At 61.4% G+C, this 18869-nt stretch carries 16 protein-coding genes and 1 pseudogene; 3 read left to right on the forward strand and 14 right to left on the reverse strand.

Annotated features, from left to right (window positions below; all coding sequences use genetic code 11):
* Positions 1–10: 10 nt before the first annotated feature.
* The 8 genes from AC07VY_RS03010 to AC07VY_RS03045 all read right to left on the reverse strand — a co-directional run bounded on the left by AC07VY_RS03010 (position 11) and on the right by AC07VY_RS03045 (position 11140).
* The gene (locus AC07VY_RS03010) at positions 11–1018 is read right to left on the reverse strand and encodes an ABC transporter substrate-binding protein (RefSeq protein ID WP_495096240.1); all 1008 of its coding nucleotides are present in this window, start codon (positions 1016–1018) and stop codon (positions 11–13) included.
* 27 nt (positions 1019–1045) lie between these two features.
* Positions 1046–1861, reverse strand: coding sequence for an ABC transporter permease (locus AC07VY_RS03015; RefSeq protein ID WP_495096241.1), 816 nt, complete (start codon positions 1859–1861; stop codon positions 1046–1048).
* 125 nt (positions 1862–1986) lie between these two features.
* Positions 1987–2901 carry an ABC transporter permease gene (locus AC07VY_RS03020; protein WP_495096242.1) on the reverse strand — a complete coding sequence of 305 codons (915 nt, stop codon included), beginning with the start codon at positions 2899–2901 and terminating at the stop codon, positions 1987–1989.
* A complete protein-coding gene (locus AC07VY_RS03025; RefSeq protein ID WP_495075705.1) occupies positions 2888–3691 on the reverse strand; it encodes an ABC transporter ATP-binding protein in 804 nt (267 codons plus the stop codon). The genes AC07VY_RS03020 and AC07VY_RS03025 overlap by 14 nt, the downstream gene beginning before the upstream one ends.
* A gap of 138 nt (positions 3692–3829) precedes the next feature.
* Complete coding sequence (locus tag AC07VY_RS03030) at positions 3830–4819, reverse strand: response regulator (protein WP_495075704.1); 990 nt, start codon at positions 4817–4819, stop codon at positions 3830–3832.
* A 3-nt stretch (positions 4820–4822) separates the two neighbouring features.
* Positions 4823–9202, reverse strand: coding sequence for a response regulator (locus AC07VY_RS03035; protein WP_495096243.1), 4380 nt, complete (start codon positions 9200–9202; stop codon positions 4823–4825).
* Between the two features lie 204 nt (positions 9203–9406).
* Positions 9407–9949 (reverse strand): single-stranded DNA-binding protein, encoded by a 543-nt coding sequence (gene ssb / locus AC07VY_RS03040; RefSeq protein WP_495075702.1) that lies wholly within the window; start codon positions 9947–9949, stop codon positions 9407–9409.
* 24 nt (positions 9950–9973) lie between these two features.
* Positions 9974–11140: an MFS transporter gene (locus AC07VY_RS03045; protein WP_495075701.1), complete on the reverse strand. Its 1167-nt coding sequence runs from the start codon at positions 11138–11140 to the stop codon at positions 9974–9976.
* On the opposite strand from AC07VY_RS03045, the gene AC07VY_RS03050 reads away from it, so the two are divergent.
* Positions 11082–11249, forward strand: coding sequence for a hypothetical protein (locus AC07VY_RS03050; protein ID WP_495096418.1), 168 nt, complete (start codon positions 11082–11084; stop codon positions 11247–11249). The two genes, AC07VY_RS03045 and AC07VY_RS03050, sit on opposite strands and share 59 nt — an antisense overlap.
* A 91-nt stretch (positions 11250–11340) precedes the next feature.
* Positions 11341–14274 (forward strand): excinuclease ABC subunit UvrA, encoded by a 2934-nt coding sequence (uvrA, locus tag AC07VY_RS03055; RefSeq protein WP_495096244.1) that lies wholly within the window; start codon positions 11341–11343, stop codon positions 14272–14274.
* Positions 14275–14340: 66 nt separating this feature from the next.
* On the opposite strand, the gene AC07VY_RS03060 is transcribed toward uvrA, so the two are convergent.
* The 5 genes and pseudogenes from AC07VY_RS03060 to AC07VY_RS03080 all read right to left on the reverse strand — a co-directional run.
* Entirely contained in the window at positions 14341–14670 is a 330-nt protein-coding gene (locus tag AC07VY_RS03060; RefSeq protein WP_495096245.1) for a YqjK family protein, read from the reverse strand.
* Positions 14651–15052 carry a phage holin family protein gene (locus AC07VY_RS03065; RefSeq protein ID WP_495075698.1) on the reverse strand — a complete coding sequence of 134 codons (402 nt, stop codon included), beginning with the start codon at positions 15050–15052 and terminating at the stop codon, positions 14651–14653. Before AC07VY_RS03065 ends, AC07VY_RS03060 begins: the two co-directional genes overlap by 20 nt.
* A 29-nt stretch (positions 15053–15081) precedes the next feature.
* Positions 15082–15393 (reverse strand): ElaB/YgaM/YqjD family protein, encoded by a 312-nt coding sequence (locus tag AC07VY_RS03070; protein ID WP_490591984.1) that lies wholly within the window; start codon positions 15391–15393, stop codon positions 15082–15084.
* Between the two features lie 107 nt (positions 15394–15500).
* The gene (locus AC07VY_RS03075; RefSeq protein WP_495096246.1) at positions 15501–17126 is read right to left on the reverse strand and encodes a methyl-accepting chemotaxis protein; all 1626 of its coding nucleotides are present in this window, start codon (positions 17124–17126) and stop codon (positions 15501–15503) included.
* Between the two features lie 182 nt (positions 17127–17308).
* Positions 17309–17711 (reverse strand): annotated as a pseudogene (locus tag AC07VY_RS03080) (methyl-accepting chemotaxis protein); the annotation flags it as partial.
* Between the two features lie 74 nt (positions 17712–17785).
* On the opposite strand from AC07VY_RS03080, the gene AC07VY_RS03085 reads away from it, so the two are divergent.
* Positions 17786–17977 carry a hypothetical protein gene (locus tag AC07VY_RS03085; RefSeq protein WP_495075696.1) on the forward strand — a complete coding sequence of 64 codons (192 nt, stop codon included), beginning with the start codon at positions 17786–17788 and terminating at the stop codon, positions 17975–17977.
* 56 nt (positions 17978–18033) lie between these two features.
* Here the strand turns inward: AC07VY_RS03085 and pyrF are convergent, their stop codons facing one another.
* Positions 18034–18861, reverse strand: a complete 828-nt coding sequence (pyrF, locus tag AC07VY_RS03090) for an orotidine-5'-phosphate decarboxylase (protein WP_495096247.1) — start codon at positions 18859–18861, stop codon at positions 18034–18036.
* Between the last annotated feature and the right edge of the window lie 8 nt (positions 18862–18869).

The following is an 18869-nucleotide window of genomic DNA, read 5'->3' on the forward strand; positions in this document are numbered from 1 at the left end:
GGGCCGACAATTACTTTTTGGTGGCCGCGTCCCACACCACGTGGCTCATGGCAGCGGCGCCCGGGTCTTTCTTGATGACCGGAGCGCTGCCGCCCGACATCAGAACTTTAACGGTGCGCTCATAGGCAGCGGGTTCCAGATAGCCCATCTTCGGCGTGTTGGCGGTGGTGATCAGCTTGGCCACGTTCTCCATCTGGCGCTTTTGCACGGCCAGGGTGGCGCTACCGGACATGTCATTGGCCACCACGATCTTGGCCGCCTCCTCGGGGTTCTTCACTGCGTCGTTCCAACCCTTGAAGGTGGCCTTCAGGAACTTGCCCATGCGGGCTACGAAGGCCGGGTCTTTGAGCTTGGATTCGAGCACATACAAGCCGTCTTCCAGCGAGGCCACACCCTGGTCTTCGTAGAAGAAGGTGACCAGGTCGCTCTCTTTCACGCCAGCATCGATGATCTGCCAGTACTCGTTGTAAATCATGGTGGACACGCAGGCGGCCTGGTTCTGCAGCAGCGGGTCGACGTTGAAGCCCTGCTTCAGCACCTTGATGTCGGTATCGGGCTTGTAGCCCAGCTTGCCCATCCAGTTCAGGAACGGGTATTCATTGCCGCCATACCAGACGCCCAGGGTCTTGCCCTTCAGGTCCTTCGGGCTGCTGACGCCGCTGGCCTTTTTGCAGGTCAGCATCAAGCCCGAGCGGTTGAACACCTGGGCGATGTTGACCAGCGGCACGCCGGCTTCACGCGCGGCCAGGGCATCGGGCATCCAGTTGACGATCACGTCGGCGTTATTGCCGGCAATCACCTGCACCGGCGAAATATCCGGGCCGCCGGGCTTGATGGTCACGTCCAGCCCCTCGGCCTTGTAGTAGCCCTTGGCGGCCGCCACGTAGTAGCCGGCAAACTGGGCTTGCGGCACCCATTTGAGCTGCACGGTGACCTTCTCTTGTGCCTGGGCGGCAAGGCTGCCAACCGCAAACGCGGCGGCCAGCAGGCATTGACTCAACTTGGACAGTTTTTGCATCAAATACTCCTAGGTGGGGAAAGTTATTTATCGAGACCGAACCGATGGATGCCAGAACGCAAAGTGCCGCTCCAGCTGCACCAACAACGCATAGGCCGCCGACCCGGTGATGGCGGCAACCACAATCGCGCCCCACACCAACGGCATATGCATCTTGGCCGCCTCGGTGGAAATGCGAAAGCCCAGGCCCGCCGTAGGCGAGCCAAAGAACTCGGCCACGATGGCGCCGATCAGCGCCAAAGTGGCATTCACCTTCAGCGCGCCGAAGATGAAGGGCATGGCGCTGGGCAGACGCAGTGCCAGCAGGGTCTGGCCGTAGCCGGCGGCATAGCTGTACATCAGCTCGCGCTCCAGCTTGCCCGCGGCCTTCAGGCCGGCCAGGGTGGACACCAGCATGGGGAAGAAGGTCATCAGCACCACCACCGCCGCCTTGGACTGCCAGTCAAAGCCAAACCACATCACCGCGATGGGCGCCACGCCGACAAGTGGCACGGTGCTGGTCAGCGAGGCGATGGGCAGCAGCCCACGCTGCAGAAACGGCAGGCGGTCTATCGCCACCGCCACGGCAAAGCCCAGGGCGCAGCCCAGCAGCCAGCCCGTCAACACCGACTTCAGCACGGTCTGCACAAAGTCTGTCCACAGCACCGGCCACTGATCGGCCATGGCCTGGGCAATGAACCAGGGCGCGGGCAGCAGCACACGCGGCACCTCGAATGCCGTCACCAGCAGCTGCCAGAAGTACAACAGCCACAGACCGAACAGGCCGGCCGTCAGCATCCCGTAAATGGCCCGTCCGTCCAGCGCGGCGCAGGCTCGCACCGTCCACACTGCCAATACCAGCACCAACAAAAGTCCAGGGTAAAAAAGGCCGCTAGCGCTGGATTCACCTGCGCTAGTAGCTATAAAAATAGAAGCAACCACCACACTAACGAGCACCAGGCCAGCCACGGCCACCGGGCTGCGCGCCTTCATGCTGCAGCCCCCGGCCGCACACCGTGGCGGCGCAACACCAGGCGCTCCACGCCCAGCACGGCAGCAGTCAAACCCAAGCCGAGCAAGGCCGACATCAGCAGGGCCGACCAGATGGCCACCGTGTTGCCGTAATAGGAGCCCAGCAGCAGCTTGGCCCCCAGGCCGGCCTGCGCCCCGGTAGGCAGCTCGGCGACCATGGCACCCACCAGCCCGGCGGCAATGCCCACGCGCAGCGCGGGAAACAAGAACGGCAAAGCCGCAGGCACACGCAGCAGCCAGAAGGCCTGCCAGGGTGAAGCGGCATAGGTATAGAGCAGCTCGGTATCGATCTTTTGCGGCGAGCGCAGGCCTTGCACCATGGCCACCGTGACCGGGAAGAAGCACAGGTACATGGCAATCACCGCCTTGGGCCAGACGCCGGAGAAACCCAGGCTGCCCAGAATGATCAGCACGATGGGCGCAATCGCCAGCACCGGAATGGTTTGCGAAGCCACGATCCAGGGCATCAGGGCCTTGTCCAGCGTGCGGGAGTGCACGATGCCGGCGGACAGCAGCAAGCCAAACAACGTGCCCATCACAAAGCCCAGCAAGCTGGACTGGGCGGTAACGGCCACGTGGTACAGCAAATTGCGTGGCGAATCCACCGGCCAATCGACCAGGCTGGACCAGAAATCCAGCGCCACCTGCTGCGGTGCGGGCAGCACCGGGCGCTGCATGGACAACGTGGTCTGCACCAGATCGGTCCAGGTCCAGCTGACGCCGGGCGCCAGGCGGGGCGTGATGACGCGCTCGATAGCACCGGCTGCGTTCAACCACACAGCGCCTGCGTACCAAAGCAAGATCACCGCCAGCAGCACGGTGGCAATGGGTATGCCGCTATCGAAAGCGGAGCGGCGTTTAATGGTGGCCATCTGCCAGCGACTCCCGCACGGCGTGCGCCAAGGCCATGAATTCCGGCGTGTCGCGCAAGCCCAGGTGGCGTGCATCGGGCAGGGTGGATTCGATCACCTTCACGATGCGCCCTGGCCGCGGCGACATCACCACGATGCGGGTCGACAGGTACACCGCCTCGGCAATCGAGTGGGTGACGAAGACCACGGTACGGCGCTCGCGCTGCCAAAGCTGCTGCAGCTGCTCGTTGAGCCGGTCGCGGGTGATTTCATCCAATGCGCCAAAGGGCTCGTCCATCATCAGGATACGTGGCTCGAAAGCCAGCGCACGGGCGATGGACACGCGCTGCTGCATACCGCCAGAGAGCTGCCAGGGGTATTTCTTCTCAAAGCCTTTCAGGCCCACGCGCTCCAGTTGCTCCAGCGCGATGCGCTGGCTCTCGGCCTTGCCGCGGCCCTGTATCTGCAGCGGCAGCACCACATTGGCCAGCACCGTGCGCCATGGGAACAACGCCGGGGCCTGGAACACATAGCCATAGGAGCGGGCCAGGCGCGCATCATGCGGGCTGACGCCGTTCACCAGCATGGTGCCGGAACTGATAGGCTCCAGGTCTGCAATGGCACGCAGCAAGGTTGTCTTGCCGCAGCCGGAGGGGCCAATCAAGGAGACAAATTCCCCCTGGCGCACCGTCAGGTCGATGTCCTGCAATGCATGCACCGGCGCATCGGCGGCGGGGTAAACCACGTTCGCCTTGCGCACCTCTACGGCGGGCAGGACGGCAACGCCGACGGAAGGATCAGATGGCTTCATGGATACGTGGCTAACTGATGGATGGACATGGGAACCCACTATAAAGCTAACCAAACGGTCAGCTTCTTGGGGTTTAAGCTAGTTTTGTGCCAGTTTCTGGCCGTCCATTGCACCGCCCGGGTGCATACGCCACGTAAATTAGCCAGCCTCTACCCGCATCCAATGGGCCCGAATGTCCAGCAGCTCTGGGAGAACGCTCTTGAAGGCCCGCACGATCTCCGGGTCAAAGTGGCATTCGGCGTCGGCATGGATGTAGTCCAGGATCTGCTCCACCGTCCAGGCTTCTTTGTAGGGACGACGCATGCACAAGGCATCGAACACGTCGGCCAGGGCCACGATGCGCGCGGACTGGGGAATTTCACGCCCGCGCAAGCCACCGGGGTAGCCGCTGCCGTCCCATTTTTCATGGTGCCGCAATGCCACCTCGGATGCCAGCTGGAACACCGGCGCGTCGCTTTTACTGAGGATGTCGTAACCAATCTGGGGATGGGTCTTCATGACCTCCCATTCCTCATTGCTCAGCGGCCCAGGTTTGCGCAGGATGGAATGCGGTATACCCAGCTTGCCTGTGTCGTGCATAGGCGCAGCCAATTCCAGCTGCATGCTGCTTTCGGTATCCCAGCCCACGGCCTGGGCCAAGGCACGGGCGTACGCCGCCATACGCCAGATATGGGAGCCAGTATCGGTGTCGTTGTAATGCCCGGCCTGGCCCAGCATCAATACGGCTTCGCGGTAGCTCTTTTCCAGCGCAGTAGCCCGCACCAAAGACAAATGTGCGGCCACACGGGCTCGCACAATCGGCGGCGACACCGGCTTCACGATGTAGTCCACGCCACCGGCATCAAAGCCTGCAGCCTCGTGCGCGACATCGGTATAGCCCGTGACAAAGATCACCTGCACCGCATGGGTGGGGTCGGTTTGCTTGATCTGCCGACACAGGTCGTAGCCATTGGTATCCGGTAAACCCACGTCCAGCAACACCATGGCGGGCAGGTGCTTTTGCACCGCCGCCAGGGTCTCCATTCCATTGCGTGCAAACACCAGCTTGTAGCTGCTGGCCAGGATATCGCGCATCACGGCCAAATTGCCGGGTTCGTCATCCACAACCAGAATGGTGGGTAAAAGCATGGCCTACTCCTTCAAAGGAATACCCTGTACCCGGGCCAAGGTGTAGACGGCGGCCTCGGCTCCTCGAAAATCGAATCCCTGCACGCAGGCCTGGATTTCTTCCAGCGCATGGGCTGGCATTTGTTGCGCCAATTGCGCCAGCAACGGCTCCACAGGCGTGGGGTCATCAGCATCCAGTGCCACCAATATTGCCCGGAACATATCTTTCAGATTGAGCTCGCCCGCTGCCGATGCTGCGGCCTGCGGCACGATCTTGGCCGGCACCACAGGCGGTACAAAGCGGCCAATCGCATACACCGCGTCTTTGATCGCCTCGTCCAGGCGGGCCAGCACGTGGGTGGGGTCGTAGCCAGCGGACAGTACGCGCTCGGCCTCACCCGCCAGACGGGCGGTTTCGGGCAACGCCATGTTCGCCGCCGCCCCCATCAGTTTGTGCGCCAGAGCGGCGGCGGCGGGACGGTCCGCAATTGCCAGGCTGGCATTCATCACGGCAACAGCACCACCGTAGCTGTCCACAAAACGCCGCAGGTAGCCCCGGTAAATATTGACGTCAGACCAGAGCTGCAGTCCCTGGGCAACATCCATCACATTCAAAATCGCAGGTGCGGGCATTTCGGTATGCACAAGCAGAGGAACTGCTGCGGCATCGGTATCAGCAGGCTTGCGCAACTGCGGGCGGCGACGCAGCCGCTGGATCAAGGCAATGGTGGACGGTACGTCAAAGGGCTTGCTGATGAACTCTGTCATACCCGCAGCAAATGCCGCTTCCTGCTGCGATTTGAAGGCTCCCGCCGTCAGCGCCACCACCGGCAAGTCCTTGAAATGGGGAACACGGCGCAGCCTGCGTGTAGCCTCGATCCCGTCCATGACGGGCATTTGCACGTCCATCAGCACCAGATCCACCTCGTCGGGGTGTGCCATGAGCCACTTCAACGCTTCCTCGCCGTCTTCGGCCAGTGCCACGATGGCACCCTGGTCCGCCAGAATGCGCTGCGCGACCTCGCGGTTGATGTCACTGTCGTCCACCACCAGCACCCGCACGTCCACCAGATTGCGCCCCTCCGCCTGCTGCATCGCATGCGGTATGCCCACTGTGGCAGCCCGCCGGCGCTGCGCTTCGATGACGGCGTTGTACAGGGTCGAGGTAGTCACAGGCTTGTTCAAGATCGCATCCACCAGTTCTGCTCCCGGTTGGCTGGCCAGACTGGACAGAGAGTAGGCGGTGGCCATGATCACAATGGGGCATTCGTCGGGCGGCACGCTGGCCCGTATGGCGCGCGCAGTGGCCAGCCCGTCCAGACCCGGCATCTTCCAGTCCAAGACCACCACATGGGGAAGCTTGCCACTCTTGCGCTCCAGCACCTGCGACAGCACGGCCTCGCCAGAGTCCATCGCATCCACCTGCCAGCCAAGGCCCTGGGCAATCGCCACCACGGCCTGCAAGGCGATCTCGCTGTCATCCGCCACCAGGGCATCTATGCGCACCATGTCGGGCGACGAAAAGTCGGTATGGGGCACCTGCTGCATAGGCAATGTGAACCAGAATTCACTGCCCTCCCCTGGCGTGCTGGTCAGCCCAATCTCGCCACCCATCAAGCCCACCAGTTGGCGGCAGATGGTCAGCCCCAATCCAGTACCGCCATAGCGGCGCGTAGTAGAGCTATCGGCCTGGGTGAAGGCAGAGAAAACGTCTTTTTGCAATGCCGGCGCAATGCCTATGCCGGTGTCCTTGACGCAAAAATGCAGGACGAGCTTGTTGTCATACATGGACAACAACTCGGTACGCACCTCGACCCTGCCCGCATGGGTGAATTTGATGGCGTTACTGGTCAGGTTGGTTAGCACCTGCTCCAGCCGCAAGGCATCGCCTTTGACGACAGATACGCCAGGAGGCAGCGGCTGAATCACCAATTCGATATTTTTGTCCCCGGCATTGATGCCCATGGTGCCGGCCAGGTTGTCCATCACGTCACCCAACCGGAATGGCGTTTGCTCAATCACCATATGGCCGGCATCGATCTTGGAGACGTCCAGGATGTCGTTGATGATGCCCAGCAGCGAGCGCCCGGAGCCGCGTATCTTGCGCACCATGTCCAGCGCGTCTTTCTCCAGCCGCCCCTGCTCCAGCAGGTAGGCCAGGCCCAGGATCGCATTCAGCGGCGACCGTATTTCATGGCTCATATTTGCCAGGAATTCAGCCTTGCTGCGGTTTGCCGCCTCTGCCACATCGCGGGCCTGCAACAGTGCTGCCTCCGCCTGTTTCTGGGCCGAAATATCCTGGGCGAACACCAGCGTGGCCGGCCCATCGGCCAGGTCAACGCGGGTTGTGGTCTTGAATACCGATACCAACCGTCCGTCCTTACCCAGGCTCATTGCCTCAAACATCTGCTCTATGGGCGAATCCTCGTTAACGCGGGCTTCCTCGACCAGCAGGTCAGCCCGCGATTTCGGAGCAATCATGGTGCTCCACATAGAGCCGACAAGGTTGTCCGAATCCTCGTAGCCATGCAAACGGCGGTAACGCGGATTCGCGTAGATAAAGCGACCCGCCCGAAGAATCGCAATCGCCAGTGGCGCATCTTCAATCAAGGTTCGGAACCTTGCCTCGCTCTCCCGCAGGGCATTGGTCAGCCGACGTTCCGTTGTGTCGTGGCAGGTCAGGATTAGCTGGTCAATCTGCTTCGCCTCGTCCAGGATAGGCGCCGAATTCAGCTCCATATAGATCGCTTTGTCCGAGCCTTTGCGCTGAATTTTCATCTGGAAATCCTGCACATACTCACCATGGAGGCCGCGATGGCTGGGCCACTCTGCTGGAGAAAGTATGTCGCCGTTGGGCAGGAATACGTCAATGCTCGTAATCAGCTCTTCAAATGGCGTGTCCTCGTCAAATAGACCCCACAGCGAACGCGCCGCGCGGTTGCTGCGCACCAGTTGGTGCTGGCGATCCAAGACATACACAGCGTCGGCCATGTTCTCGAACACGGCCTGCAATTCATTGCGGGTGCGCAAGACCTCTTGCTCGGCAAGCTTGGCCGCCGTGACGTCCATGTGCGTTCCCATGATGGTGATGGCCCGGCCATCACCATCCCGTGCAATCGCCTGGGCCCGGCACATCACCCAAACCCAGTGACCCAGCTTGTGCCGGATACGGTAAGTCACCTCAAAAAAGGGCACACTGCCGTCAATGCAGCGCTCCTTCGCAGCCATATAGGCCGGCAAATCCTCTTCACAAATGCGGCTGCGCCAAAAGTCCGGGTCCTTCTCCATGTCCTGTGGAGAGTGCCCCAACATGGCAAAGGAGTTCGCATCAAAAGTACGTGCGAAGGTAGGCACATGGAAACTCCATAGCCCCAAGTTTGCCCCACGCAAGGCCAGCTTCAACCTATCGGCCGCCTCCAGGCGTTCACGGTCACGCTCGGCCTCCATCGTTTCTATACGCGCTCTACGCAGCTGGGTCCAATACAGCGCCATGCTGCACAAAAAAACCAGGGCGGCATAAAACACACCATAGACGATGGCCTGGCGCCTTAGCGGTTGCGCGATCACCGCCAACTCACGGCTGACGCCGACGACCAAAGGCTTGTCCATATCCAGCACCGCCGGCTGCACGGTATAGGTGGCGACCTGCCGCTCCCCGCCCCCTGGAAACAAGGCACCAGTCAACTCACTGCTGATATGGCCACTCTGCAAGTGCTGGCTGAAGAGACTGCCCGCTGAGGTGAAATTCGAGCTTTGAAAACTCTTTACAGGCGGATAGCTGAGCAAAGGCAGGCCACCGCCGTGAATTACAAAAGACAACACATCCGGGGCATACATGATCGGCCGAAAAATGCCTGCAAAGTAAGCCGGGTCCAGGGTAGCAAAAACCACGCCCATGAACTGTCCCTCGGCATTCGGCACCATACGAGCCAGAGTGATCACCACCTCTTTCTGGACGGACACGAACGGCGCTGAAACATATAGCGTAGATACACTGGGTTGGTCGCGCACAGTCTTGAAAAAATCCCGGTGGCTGAGATCCATGCCCACGTACTCAGTGCGGTGGGCCGCAATGGACATGCCGCTGGCATCCAGTACCACCATGGATCGAACGCCCGGCATGGCGTCAACCAAGGCCCGCAAACGCATAGCAAGCTCTTGACTACGCACCGGCCCAGGCCCCGTCATGTAGTCCTTGATAACCTCTTGCAGAGCAAGGCTAGCCACCGTCAAATTGCCCTGGATGTCATTGGCGACCACATTGGCCTGCGTGCGTAAGCGCTCACGCTCCGTCGCATTGACGCGGTCTGCTTCGGCTGTATAGATATAGGCAATGAAAATGCCGACCAAGCCCAGCACCACCACCAAGGAGCGCCATTCAAAGGCCACACGTCGTGAAAGCAAGCGGGGTGTAGAAGGTGCCATTAACTTCATGCTATCGCCTCCACCACACCCGCACAATCAGGGATGTAATACCGTGCTCTGCGCTAAGTTTAAACATCCACCATTTGTGGGACAGATGCAAAAATAAACACACAAAAAAAATGCCCGTACGCTATGAGCACACGGGCGATTAAAAGTTGAGCTTGGGTGCCGCAACAGAACTGGTTAGAACGGGATATCGTCGTCCATGTCATCGAATCCGCTCGAAGAGCGCGCAGCGGGTGCTGGCGCGGGTGGACGTGACGGAGGAGCCATGGCAGGTCGGGCGGCGGGTGCCATTGGGCGACGGGCCGGAGCTGGCGGCGGGCTGTTGTCGTAGCCACCGTCGTCATAGCCGCCATCATTGCCACCACCTTGGGGGCCACCCATGCCCTGGCGACTGCCCAGCATGGTCATTTCGTTGGCGATGATTTCAGTGATTGACTTCTCCATACCGGAGGCGTCGTTGTACTTGCGGCTGCGGATGGAGCCTTCGACATACACCTGCGAACCCTTGCGCAGATATTGCTCCACGATGCCGGCCAAACCGCCACGGAACACCACACGGTGCCATTCGGTAGCCTCGCGGCGTTCGCCGGTTTGCTTGTCTTTCCAGGTTTCGGTAGTGGCAATGGTGACGTTGGCGACCCGGTCGCCACTGGGGAAGGTGCGCACTTCGGGGTCTCGACCCAAATTGCCGACGATGATGACTTTGTTGACGGATGCCATGGTGATTTCCTCTAAGGGGGTAGATTATGCTTTGCCAGGAGCCTGCATAGGCCAGGCAAGCAGCAACCAGACCAGCATAGCCACGCAGCAAACCGCAAACAAGCCCTGGGGCCCGGCGTGCTTGAGCAAGGCCCCGCCCGCCAGTCCTCCGACAAAAAAACCGAGAGATTGCAACGTGTTGTACACCCCCAATGCCGTACCACGCACATGGGCCGGCGCCAAACGTGACGCCAGGCTGGGTTGGCTGGCCTCCAGCACATTGAAACCACAGAAAAACAGAAACAATAAAGTCGCCAGGCTGCTGACCTGCGGCGCCTGAGCCGCCCACAGCAAGCCAAGCTGTACCAACGCAATCAGGCCAATCGCCAGCAAAAACACGGCCCGCAGATAACCACGCCGTTCCAGGGGAAACAGCCCGCCCCCCATGACCACGAACGAGCCCAGCACCGCTGGCAGATATACCCACCAATGGTGCACCTTGCCCAGCCCGGCCTGCACCAGCAAAGCCGGCACCGCCATCCACATGGCCAGCTGCACCGCATGCAAGATGAATACCCCCGCATCCAAGCGCAGCAAGCCCGCATGCGATAACACTTCAGACAATCTGCCGCGCGGCTGCAATGCATGCTGCAAAGGCTCTGGCGGCACGACCCACAACACCACCGCTGTGCCGATCAGGGCCAGGCAACCCGTCAAGACAAATAGCCCACCCAAGCCAATCACCGCATCTAGCGCCGGCGCCAGCACCAAAGACAGCGCAAACACCAACGCAATACTGCCGCCGACCAAGGCCATGGCCTTGGTGCGCACCACGTCACGGGTCTGGTCGGCCAGCAAGGCGGTTACGGCGGCCGAGATAGCCCCCGCACCCTGCAGAGCTCGGCCCAGCGTCAACGCAGTCAGGCTATCGGCCCAGGCGGCGACAAAACTACCGGCGGCAAACAGCAACAGCCCCAACACGATCACACGCTTGCGGCCAAAGCGGTCCGACGCCATGCCAAACGGCAGCTGCAGCAAACCCTGGGTCAGCCCGTAAATCCCCATGGCCATGCCCACCCGGGCAGGGTCATCGCCACCGGGGAACTTGGCGGCTTCCAAGGCAAATACCGGCAGCACCAGAAACAGACCCAGCATGCGCAAGCCAAAAATGCATGCCAGCGACACACTGGCACGCCGCTCCAGCGGTGTCATGGCGGCAGACGCAGCAGACGTTGAAACAGAAGGAGAAATGGAAGCAGAAGGCTGGGACACGCAAGACACCATGGACAAGAGCAAGCACGAAGTGTGCGATTCTCTCTGATCTTCACTATCATGGCGGGTTTACTCTCGCTCTCAGGCTCCATGGGCGCAAGCCCTGGCCTGCAACTGATCTCTCCCAAGGCCGGCCCACTTTGAACCCAGCTCACCCCGAAGTCTCGTCTGAAGGCACTTATTTGCGCAATGCCTTGCAGCTGCAACGCATCAGCATCCGTGGTGCCCGCACGCACAACCTGAAGAACATCGACCTGGACATCCCCCGCAACCAGCTGGTGGTGATCACCGGCCTGAGCGGCTCGGGCAAGTCCAGCCTGGCCTTTGACACCCTGTACGCCGAAGGCCAGCGCCGCTATGTGGAGAGCCTGAGCACCTACGCCCGCCAGTTCCTGCAGCTGATGGACAAGCCGGATGTGGACCTGATCGAAGGCCTGAGCCCGGCCATCTCCATCGAGCAAAAAGCCACCAGCCACAACCCGCGCTCCACCGTGGGTACGGTGACCGAGATCCACGACTACCTGCGCCTGCTATTCGCCCGCGTCGGTACGCCCTACTGCCCCGACCACGACCTGCCGCTACAGGCCCAGACGGTCAGCCAGATGGTCGATGCCGTGCTGGCCCTACCGGTAGACACCCGCCTGATGGTGGTCGCCCCCATCGCCCGCGAGCGCAAGGGCGAATACGCCGACGTATTCACCGAAATGCAGGCCCAAGGCTATGTGCGCTTCCGGGTGGATGGGGAAACCTTCGAGTTCGACCAGCTGCCCAAGCTGAAAAAGACCGAGAAGCACAACATCGACGTGGTGATCGACCGCGTCAAAGTGCATGGGGACAGCGAGCCCCAGGCCGTGGCCGCGCAGCGCCAGCGTCTAGCCGAAAGCTTTGAAGCCTCGCTGCGCCTGGCCGAGGGCAAGGCCATCGTGGTGGAGATGGCGTCTGGCCAGGAACACCTGTTCAACGCCAAGTTCGCCTGCCCGGTGTGCAACTACTCCATCGCCGAGCTGGAGCCGCGCCTGTTCTCGTTCAACTCACCCGTCGGCGCTTGCCCCACCTGTGACGGGCTGGGCATGCAGGAGCTATTCGACCCGACACGGGTCGTGGCCTTCCCGTCGCTGAGCCTGGCCAGTGGCGCCATCAAGGGCTGGGACCGGCGTAACGGCTATTACTTCGCCATGCTGGAAAGCCTGGCCAAGCACTACCAATTTGACATCGAGGCGGCTTTTGAATCACTGCCTACACCCGTACAACAGGCCCTGCTGTATGGCTCGGGTGAAGAGGAAATCAAGTTCAGCTATGTGATGGACTCGGGCGCGTCCCAAGGCAAGAAGGTCAGCAAGAAGCACCCGTTCGAAGGCATCATCCCGAATATGCAGCGGCGCTACCGCGAGACCGACTCCAACCTGGTGCGCGAAGACCTGGCCCGCTACCGCACCAGCCAACCCTGCGCCGGCTGCAATGGCTCGCGCCTGCGCCGCGAAGCGCGCCACGTCAAAGTGGGTGAAGGCACGCAAGCACGCGCGATATTTGAGATCAGCCACACCACGCTGCGCGAAAGCTTCGAGTACTTCAACCAGCTGACCATGGGCGGCGCCAAGGGCGAGATTGCCGGCAAGATCGTGCGCGAAATCGGCCTGCGCCTGAAGTTCCTGAACGACGTAGGCCTGAACTACCTGAGCCTGGACCGCAGCGCCGAAACCCTGAGCGGCGGCGAATCGCAACGTATCCGCCTGGCCTCGCAAATCGGCTCAGGCCTGACAGGCGTGATGTACGTACTGGACGAGCCCAGCATCGGCCTGCACCAGCGCGACAACGACCGCCTGATTGCCACGCTGCAGCACCTGCGCGACATCGGCAACAGCGTGCTGGTGGTCGAGCACGACGAAGACATGATGCGCGCCGCCGACCATGTGATCGACCTGGGCCCCGGCGCCGGCATCCACGGCGGCCGCATCATGGCCCAGGGCACGTTTGACGAAGTCAAGGCAAACCCGGATTCGCTGACCGGCCAGTACCTGGCAGGCACGCTGAAGATCGAGGTCCCTACCGAGCGCCACACCCAGAAGCAGCCCGCCCCGGGCGAGGGCTGGCTGTCCATCGTGGGCGCCAAGGGCCACAACCTCAAGGGCGTCAACGTGGACTTCCCCGTGGGGCTGCTGACCTGCGTGACCGGTGTGTCGGGCTCGGGCAAATCCACCCTGGTCAACGACACGCTCTACACCGCCGTGGCGCGCCAGCTATACCGCGCGCACAACGAGCCCGCCGAGCATGAGGAAATCATTGGCATCGAACAGTTCGACAAGGTCATCAACGTGGACCAGTCGCCGATTGGCCGCACGCCACGCTCGAATCCAGCCACCTATACCGGCCTGTTCACGCCCATCCGCGAGCTGATGGCCGAAGTGCCCATGGCGCGTGAACGCGGCTACGGCGCAGGCCGCTTCAGCTTCAACGTAGCCGGCGGCCGCTGCGAAGCCTGCCAGGGCGACGGCATGGTGAAGGTGGAGATGCACTTTCTGCCCGATGTGTACGTGCCCTGCGACGTGTGCAAAGGCCAGCGTTACAACCGGGAGACCTTGGAGGTGCAGTACAAGGGCAAAAACATTGCGCAGATCCTGGAGCTGACGGTCGAGGCTGCGTACGAATTCCTGAAGGCCGTGCCCACCATCGCCCGCAAACTGCACACCCTGCTGGACGTGGGTCTAAGCTATATCAAGCTGGGCCAGTCGGCCACTACCTTGTCGGGCGGCGAGGCCCAGCGCGTCAAGCTGGCGCTGGAACTCAGCAAGCGCGATACCGGCCGCACGCTGTACATCCTGGACGAACCGACGACCGGCCTGCACTTTGCCGATATCGCCCTGCTGCTGAAAGTGCTGCACCAACTGCGCAGCGCGGGCAACACCATCGTGGTGATCGAGCACAACCTGGACGTGATCAAGACTGCCGACTGGCTGATCGACATGGGGCCCGAAGGCGGCGCCGGTGGCGGCACCGTGGTGGGCGTGGGCACGCCGGAGCAGATAGCTGCCAATCCCGCCAGCCATACCGGCAAGTACCTGGCGCGCATCTTATAGATAAAAAATGCCCCCAGCGCAAGTAACACCTGCGCTGGCAGCTATTTATTTAATAGCAAAAGTAGATTAGATGAAGCGGCGCAGCAGCTGCAGCAAAGTGCCGGGCTGCCACTGTTGCACCACACGCCAGCCACGCCAGATGGCGAAACCGCGTTTGGCCCAACGCCAAGCCATGCGCGGCTTGAACACCAGCACGACGGCAGCGACGGCCCCCAGGGTCAATGGGTTCTGCCGCGCAAAAGACAACAACTCGGCCGCCAACCCCGCCAGGTGATCACCCTTTTGGGCCACGCGCTGCAGCGGAGCACACTCGCGCGCGAGCAAGCTGCGCTGGTACTGGATGCGTTCCAGCAAGCGCCCGCGCTCGTAAGCCAGCTCAGTGTGGGTCTTGCCCATGGCCCGCTTCGGCTTTGAGTTGGCGCAGGTCTTCCTGCAGTTCGGCCAGGCTGGCTGCAAACATATTGTCGGACACCACGGTAGAGCGACGCAGCATGGCATAACAAGCGACCGCCAGCCCCACAAACAACACGGACAAGCAAGACAGCACGATCACCCGTTGGTCCCACAGCAAACTCAGTACCAACACCACGGCCAACACGATGCCCAGACCCGCAAAGGCCACCATGGCCAGCACCAGACTGAGCTCACGCAATACATGGAGTTTGGCGGTCTGCAGCTCGTTGCCGAATAGCTGCAGACGCGTTCGTACTACGGTCAGCAAGGTGACCGGAATACCTTTCAAAGCGGCGTACAGCCCGCCGCCGAACACGTTACGCATGGAAATCCAGGCCCGCAGCGGGCCGGGATTCAGCGGCGGCCAATGATGAGACCAACCAGCAGGCCTACACCAGCGGCCACGCCCACGGCCGTCCAGGGGGACTCATGCACGTAGTCGTCGGCGGCACGGGCCGCTACCTTGGTGTTGTGGCGCAAAGCCGCTTCAGCGTCGATCAGGCGTTCACGGGCGTCGCTCAGGCGGGCCTTGACCCGGGCACGCAGGCTGGCGAGCTTCTCACCGGTCTGGTCGGCAGTCGCGCTGAGCATGTCTTCAGCGTCTGAGATGACCGACTTGATATCACTGACCAGTTGCTCTTGGGATTCGATGCTGGTTTTAGCCATGGCGGTTCTTTCAAGTAGGTTGTACGAATAAAGGTTATCAGATTGGTAAGGGCAAATCCGACAATCACAAGCGCCTTATGACATTTTGAAACACTTTACCGTAGGCCTCAGGCGATACGTAGCGGCCTGGCGCCTTCCATAACCCTCTCGGCAGGTGCAGACACTGCTGCAGGTCGCCCGTGCACGCCATGCCCCAGCTTGAAGACCGAAACTGCCGACACCAGCTCTTCGGCCTGGGTCCGCATGCTGTTGGCTGCCGCTGCCATCTGCTCCACCAGCGCGGCGTTCTGCTGGGTCGTGTGATCCATCTGTGACACCGCCTCTCCCACCTGAGAGACTCCCTGGCTCTGTTCGCTGCTGGCGGCGCTGATTTCGCCCACGATGTCGGTCACGCGGCGGATGGAACTCACCACCTCGGTCATGGTGATACCGGCCTTGTCGACCAACGCCGTGCCCTGCTCCACGCGCTCCACGCTGGTAGAAATCAGTTGCTTGATTTCCTTGGCCGCGTCGGCGCTGCGCCCGGCCAGGCTGCGCACCTCGCCAGCAACCACCGCGAAGCCCCGGCCTTGTTCGCCTGCCCGGGCGGCTTCCACGGCAGCGTTCAGCGCCAGGATATTGGTCTGGAAGGCAATACCATCAATGACGCCGATGATGTCACTGATCTTGCGGGAGCTTTCGTTGATGCCCTTCATGGTGCTCACCACCTCGGCCACCACGTCGCCACCTTGCATGGCCACCTTGCTCGCGCTCAAAGCCAGCTGATTGGCCTGCTGCGCGTTATCGGCGTTTTGCCGTACGGTGGAGCCCAGCTCGTCCATGGAGGCCGCGGTTTGCTGCAAGGCGCTGGCCTGCCGCTCGGTGCGGTCGCTCAGATCATGGTTGCCCTGGGATATTTCGGCGCTGGCGGTCGCCACCCCATCGGAGCCCTGGCGTACCGTGCTGACAACACTGGCCAAGCTTTGCTGCATGCGCTGCAACTGGGCCATCAGGCTCGTGCTATCGCCATCCCTGAGATGGATGGGCACGGTCAAATCACCCTGCGCCACAGCGCGGGCCAAGTTGGCGGCAACACCGGGCTCACCACCCAGTGCGCGGACCAGGCTGCGGGTAATGAAAAAGCCCATGCTCAGGGCGGCCGCAATCGCCAAGGCACCGGCCAGCAAAAGCAAGGTGCGTGCACGGGTATAGCCGCTGCCTTCGTCCAGGCCTCCTGTGCTGCCGCCCTGGCTGGCTTTCACCAAAGCCACTAGCAGCGGGCGGCATTCCTTGTTGATCATGGCAATCGCCTCTTCGGTCTTTCCGTCTACCGCCAACTGGGTGATTTTCAAAGCCACGGGTCCGTACAAACCTTCAATACGGGTCATTTCGGCCACCATGCGGACATCGTCAGGATCTGGGCTTGGGTTGCTCCGGATGGCGTCATTGAGCTTGGCCATGAATTCCTGGGTGGCTTGGTGCGACTTGACCACTTCCTTGTATTCCAGGTCCTTGTCTTCCGGGGTGCTTGCCAGCACCAGGTTGCGCGCCGCGATCGCCCGGGCGCTGATGGCGGCCCGGAGCTGGTCCACCAACTTGTTTTGCGTCACCACATCGTTGTTGTAGTGCGTGAATTTGTCGTGGGCGCTATCAAGTGAACTGAGCCCTACGGCAGCCACCACCAGCACCAGGGCGACCAACAATCCAAACGCCCAGGACAGCTGGTTTTTGACCGTCATATTGTTGAAGCTCATCAAATGTCCTTTCAATATTTCCCAACGACCACGATGCCTGTTACATGGAATTTTCAAAGCATGCGCCCGCTACGCAAACGCTGTAAAGCGTGAGCCCACGGCAGCATCCTCCATATTGAGGAAGGGTTTTCCTGAAGCTTCGCGGCCTGGATAAACCAGGCTTGGCAGCCGTCTTTTCGGAGTCAATGGCGGGCAGAAAAAGCCAGCCGTACATGGGCTGCCACCGATGACAGCACACGCTGTGTCACGCCTTGCCCCAACTTGAAAACAGACACGGCGGGCACCAGTTCGTCCGCCTGGCCCTTGATGCTGCTGGGTGGCATTGTCCATCTGGGGAACGGCTTCGCCGATTTGAGACACGCCGGCACTTTGCTCGTTGTTCGCGGCACTGATTTCGCCCACCACCTCGGTCCTGGTGGCACCGGCCTTATCGACCAGTGCCGTACCTTGCTCGCCCACGCGCGCTGCTTCGACCACCGCATTCAACGCCAGGAGATTGGTCTGAAAAGCGATGCTGTCGATGACACCGATGATTTCGCTGATCTTGCGGGAGGATTCGCTGATGCCGTGCATGGTGCTCACCACTTAAAAACAGCTCAGCACAAACCGCTGAAAAATTGCCGGCAGCGCACTACACTTCGCAAAAGAAGAGGCCCCCTATGCCAAACAGACCGCCGGAACGATTTTGGGAAGTAGACCTGCGCGTACTACTGCTGCAGTGGTGGAATGACATTGCCGCGTTCGCCATGACCACGCTGATGTTTTGCGCACTGTCGCTGCCTGTGGTCATCCCCACCCTGATCCTGTGGTTCATGTTGGCCAACGACATCAGCTTCCAAGCCACACCCTGAGCTTGGAACAAAAACGGCTCTAGCGCAGGCGTTATCTGCGCAAGAAGCTATTCTTTTTATAGTACCCGTGCTGCCTGCAACTGGTCGCGGGTCTGTTGCGCGGCACTGCGTGCGGCATCGGCGAAGTCGCCGCCGGACGATGCATACAGCACGGCACGCGAAGAGTTGACGATGAGCGGGCCGTTGGCGGTCCAGCCGGCTCGCACCGTGGCATGGGCATCGCCGCCCTGTGCACCCACGCCGGGCACCAGCAGCGGCACAGTAGGTGCCAAGGCGCGCACACGGGCGACTTCCGCCGGGTAGGTCGCTCCCACCACCAAGCCGAGCTGGCCGTTCAAGTTCCACGGGCCTTGGGCCAATTGGGCGATGTGCTCGTACAACAAGGGCTGGCCGGGCACACTGGCCAGGCGCTGGTTTTGCAGGTCGTCACCACCGGGGTTGGAGGTGCGGCACAGCAGGAAAGCGCCCTTGCCGGGGTATTTCAAATAGGGCTGCACCGAGTCAAAGCCCATGAAAGGCGACAGGGTGACGGCGTCGGCCTGGTAGCGCTCGAAGGCTTCAACGGCGTACTGCTCGGCAGTGGAGCCAATGTCGCCGCGCTTGGCGTCCAGGATGATGGGCACATGCGGCGCAACACGGCGGATATGGGCCACCACACGTTCCAGCTGGTCTTCGGCGCGGTGCGCGGCAAAGTAGGCGATCTGCGGCTTGAAGGCGATGGCCAGGTCGGCCGTGGCGTCCACGATGCGGTTGCAAAAGTCGGCAATCTTGCTGGCGTCGCCACGCCATGCGCCCGGAAAGCGGGCCGGATCGGGGTCGAGCCCCACGCAGAGCATGGAGGCATTGCGCTGCCCAGCGTTTTGGAGCATGTCTAGAAAGGTCATGCTCCGAT

It is taken from the genome of Rhodoferax sp. GW821-FHT02C08 (assembly GCF_059421805.1).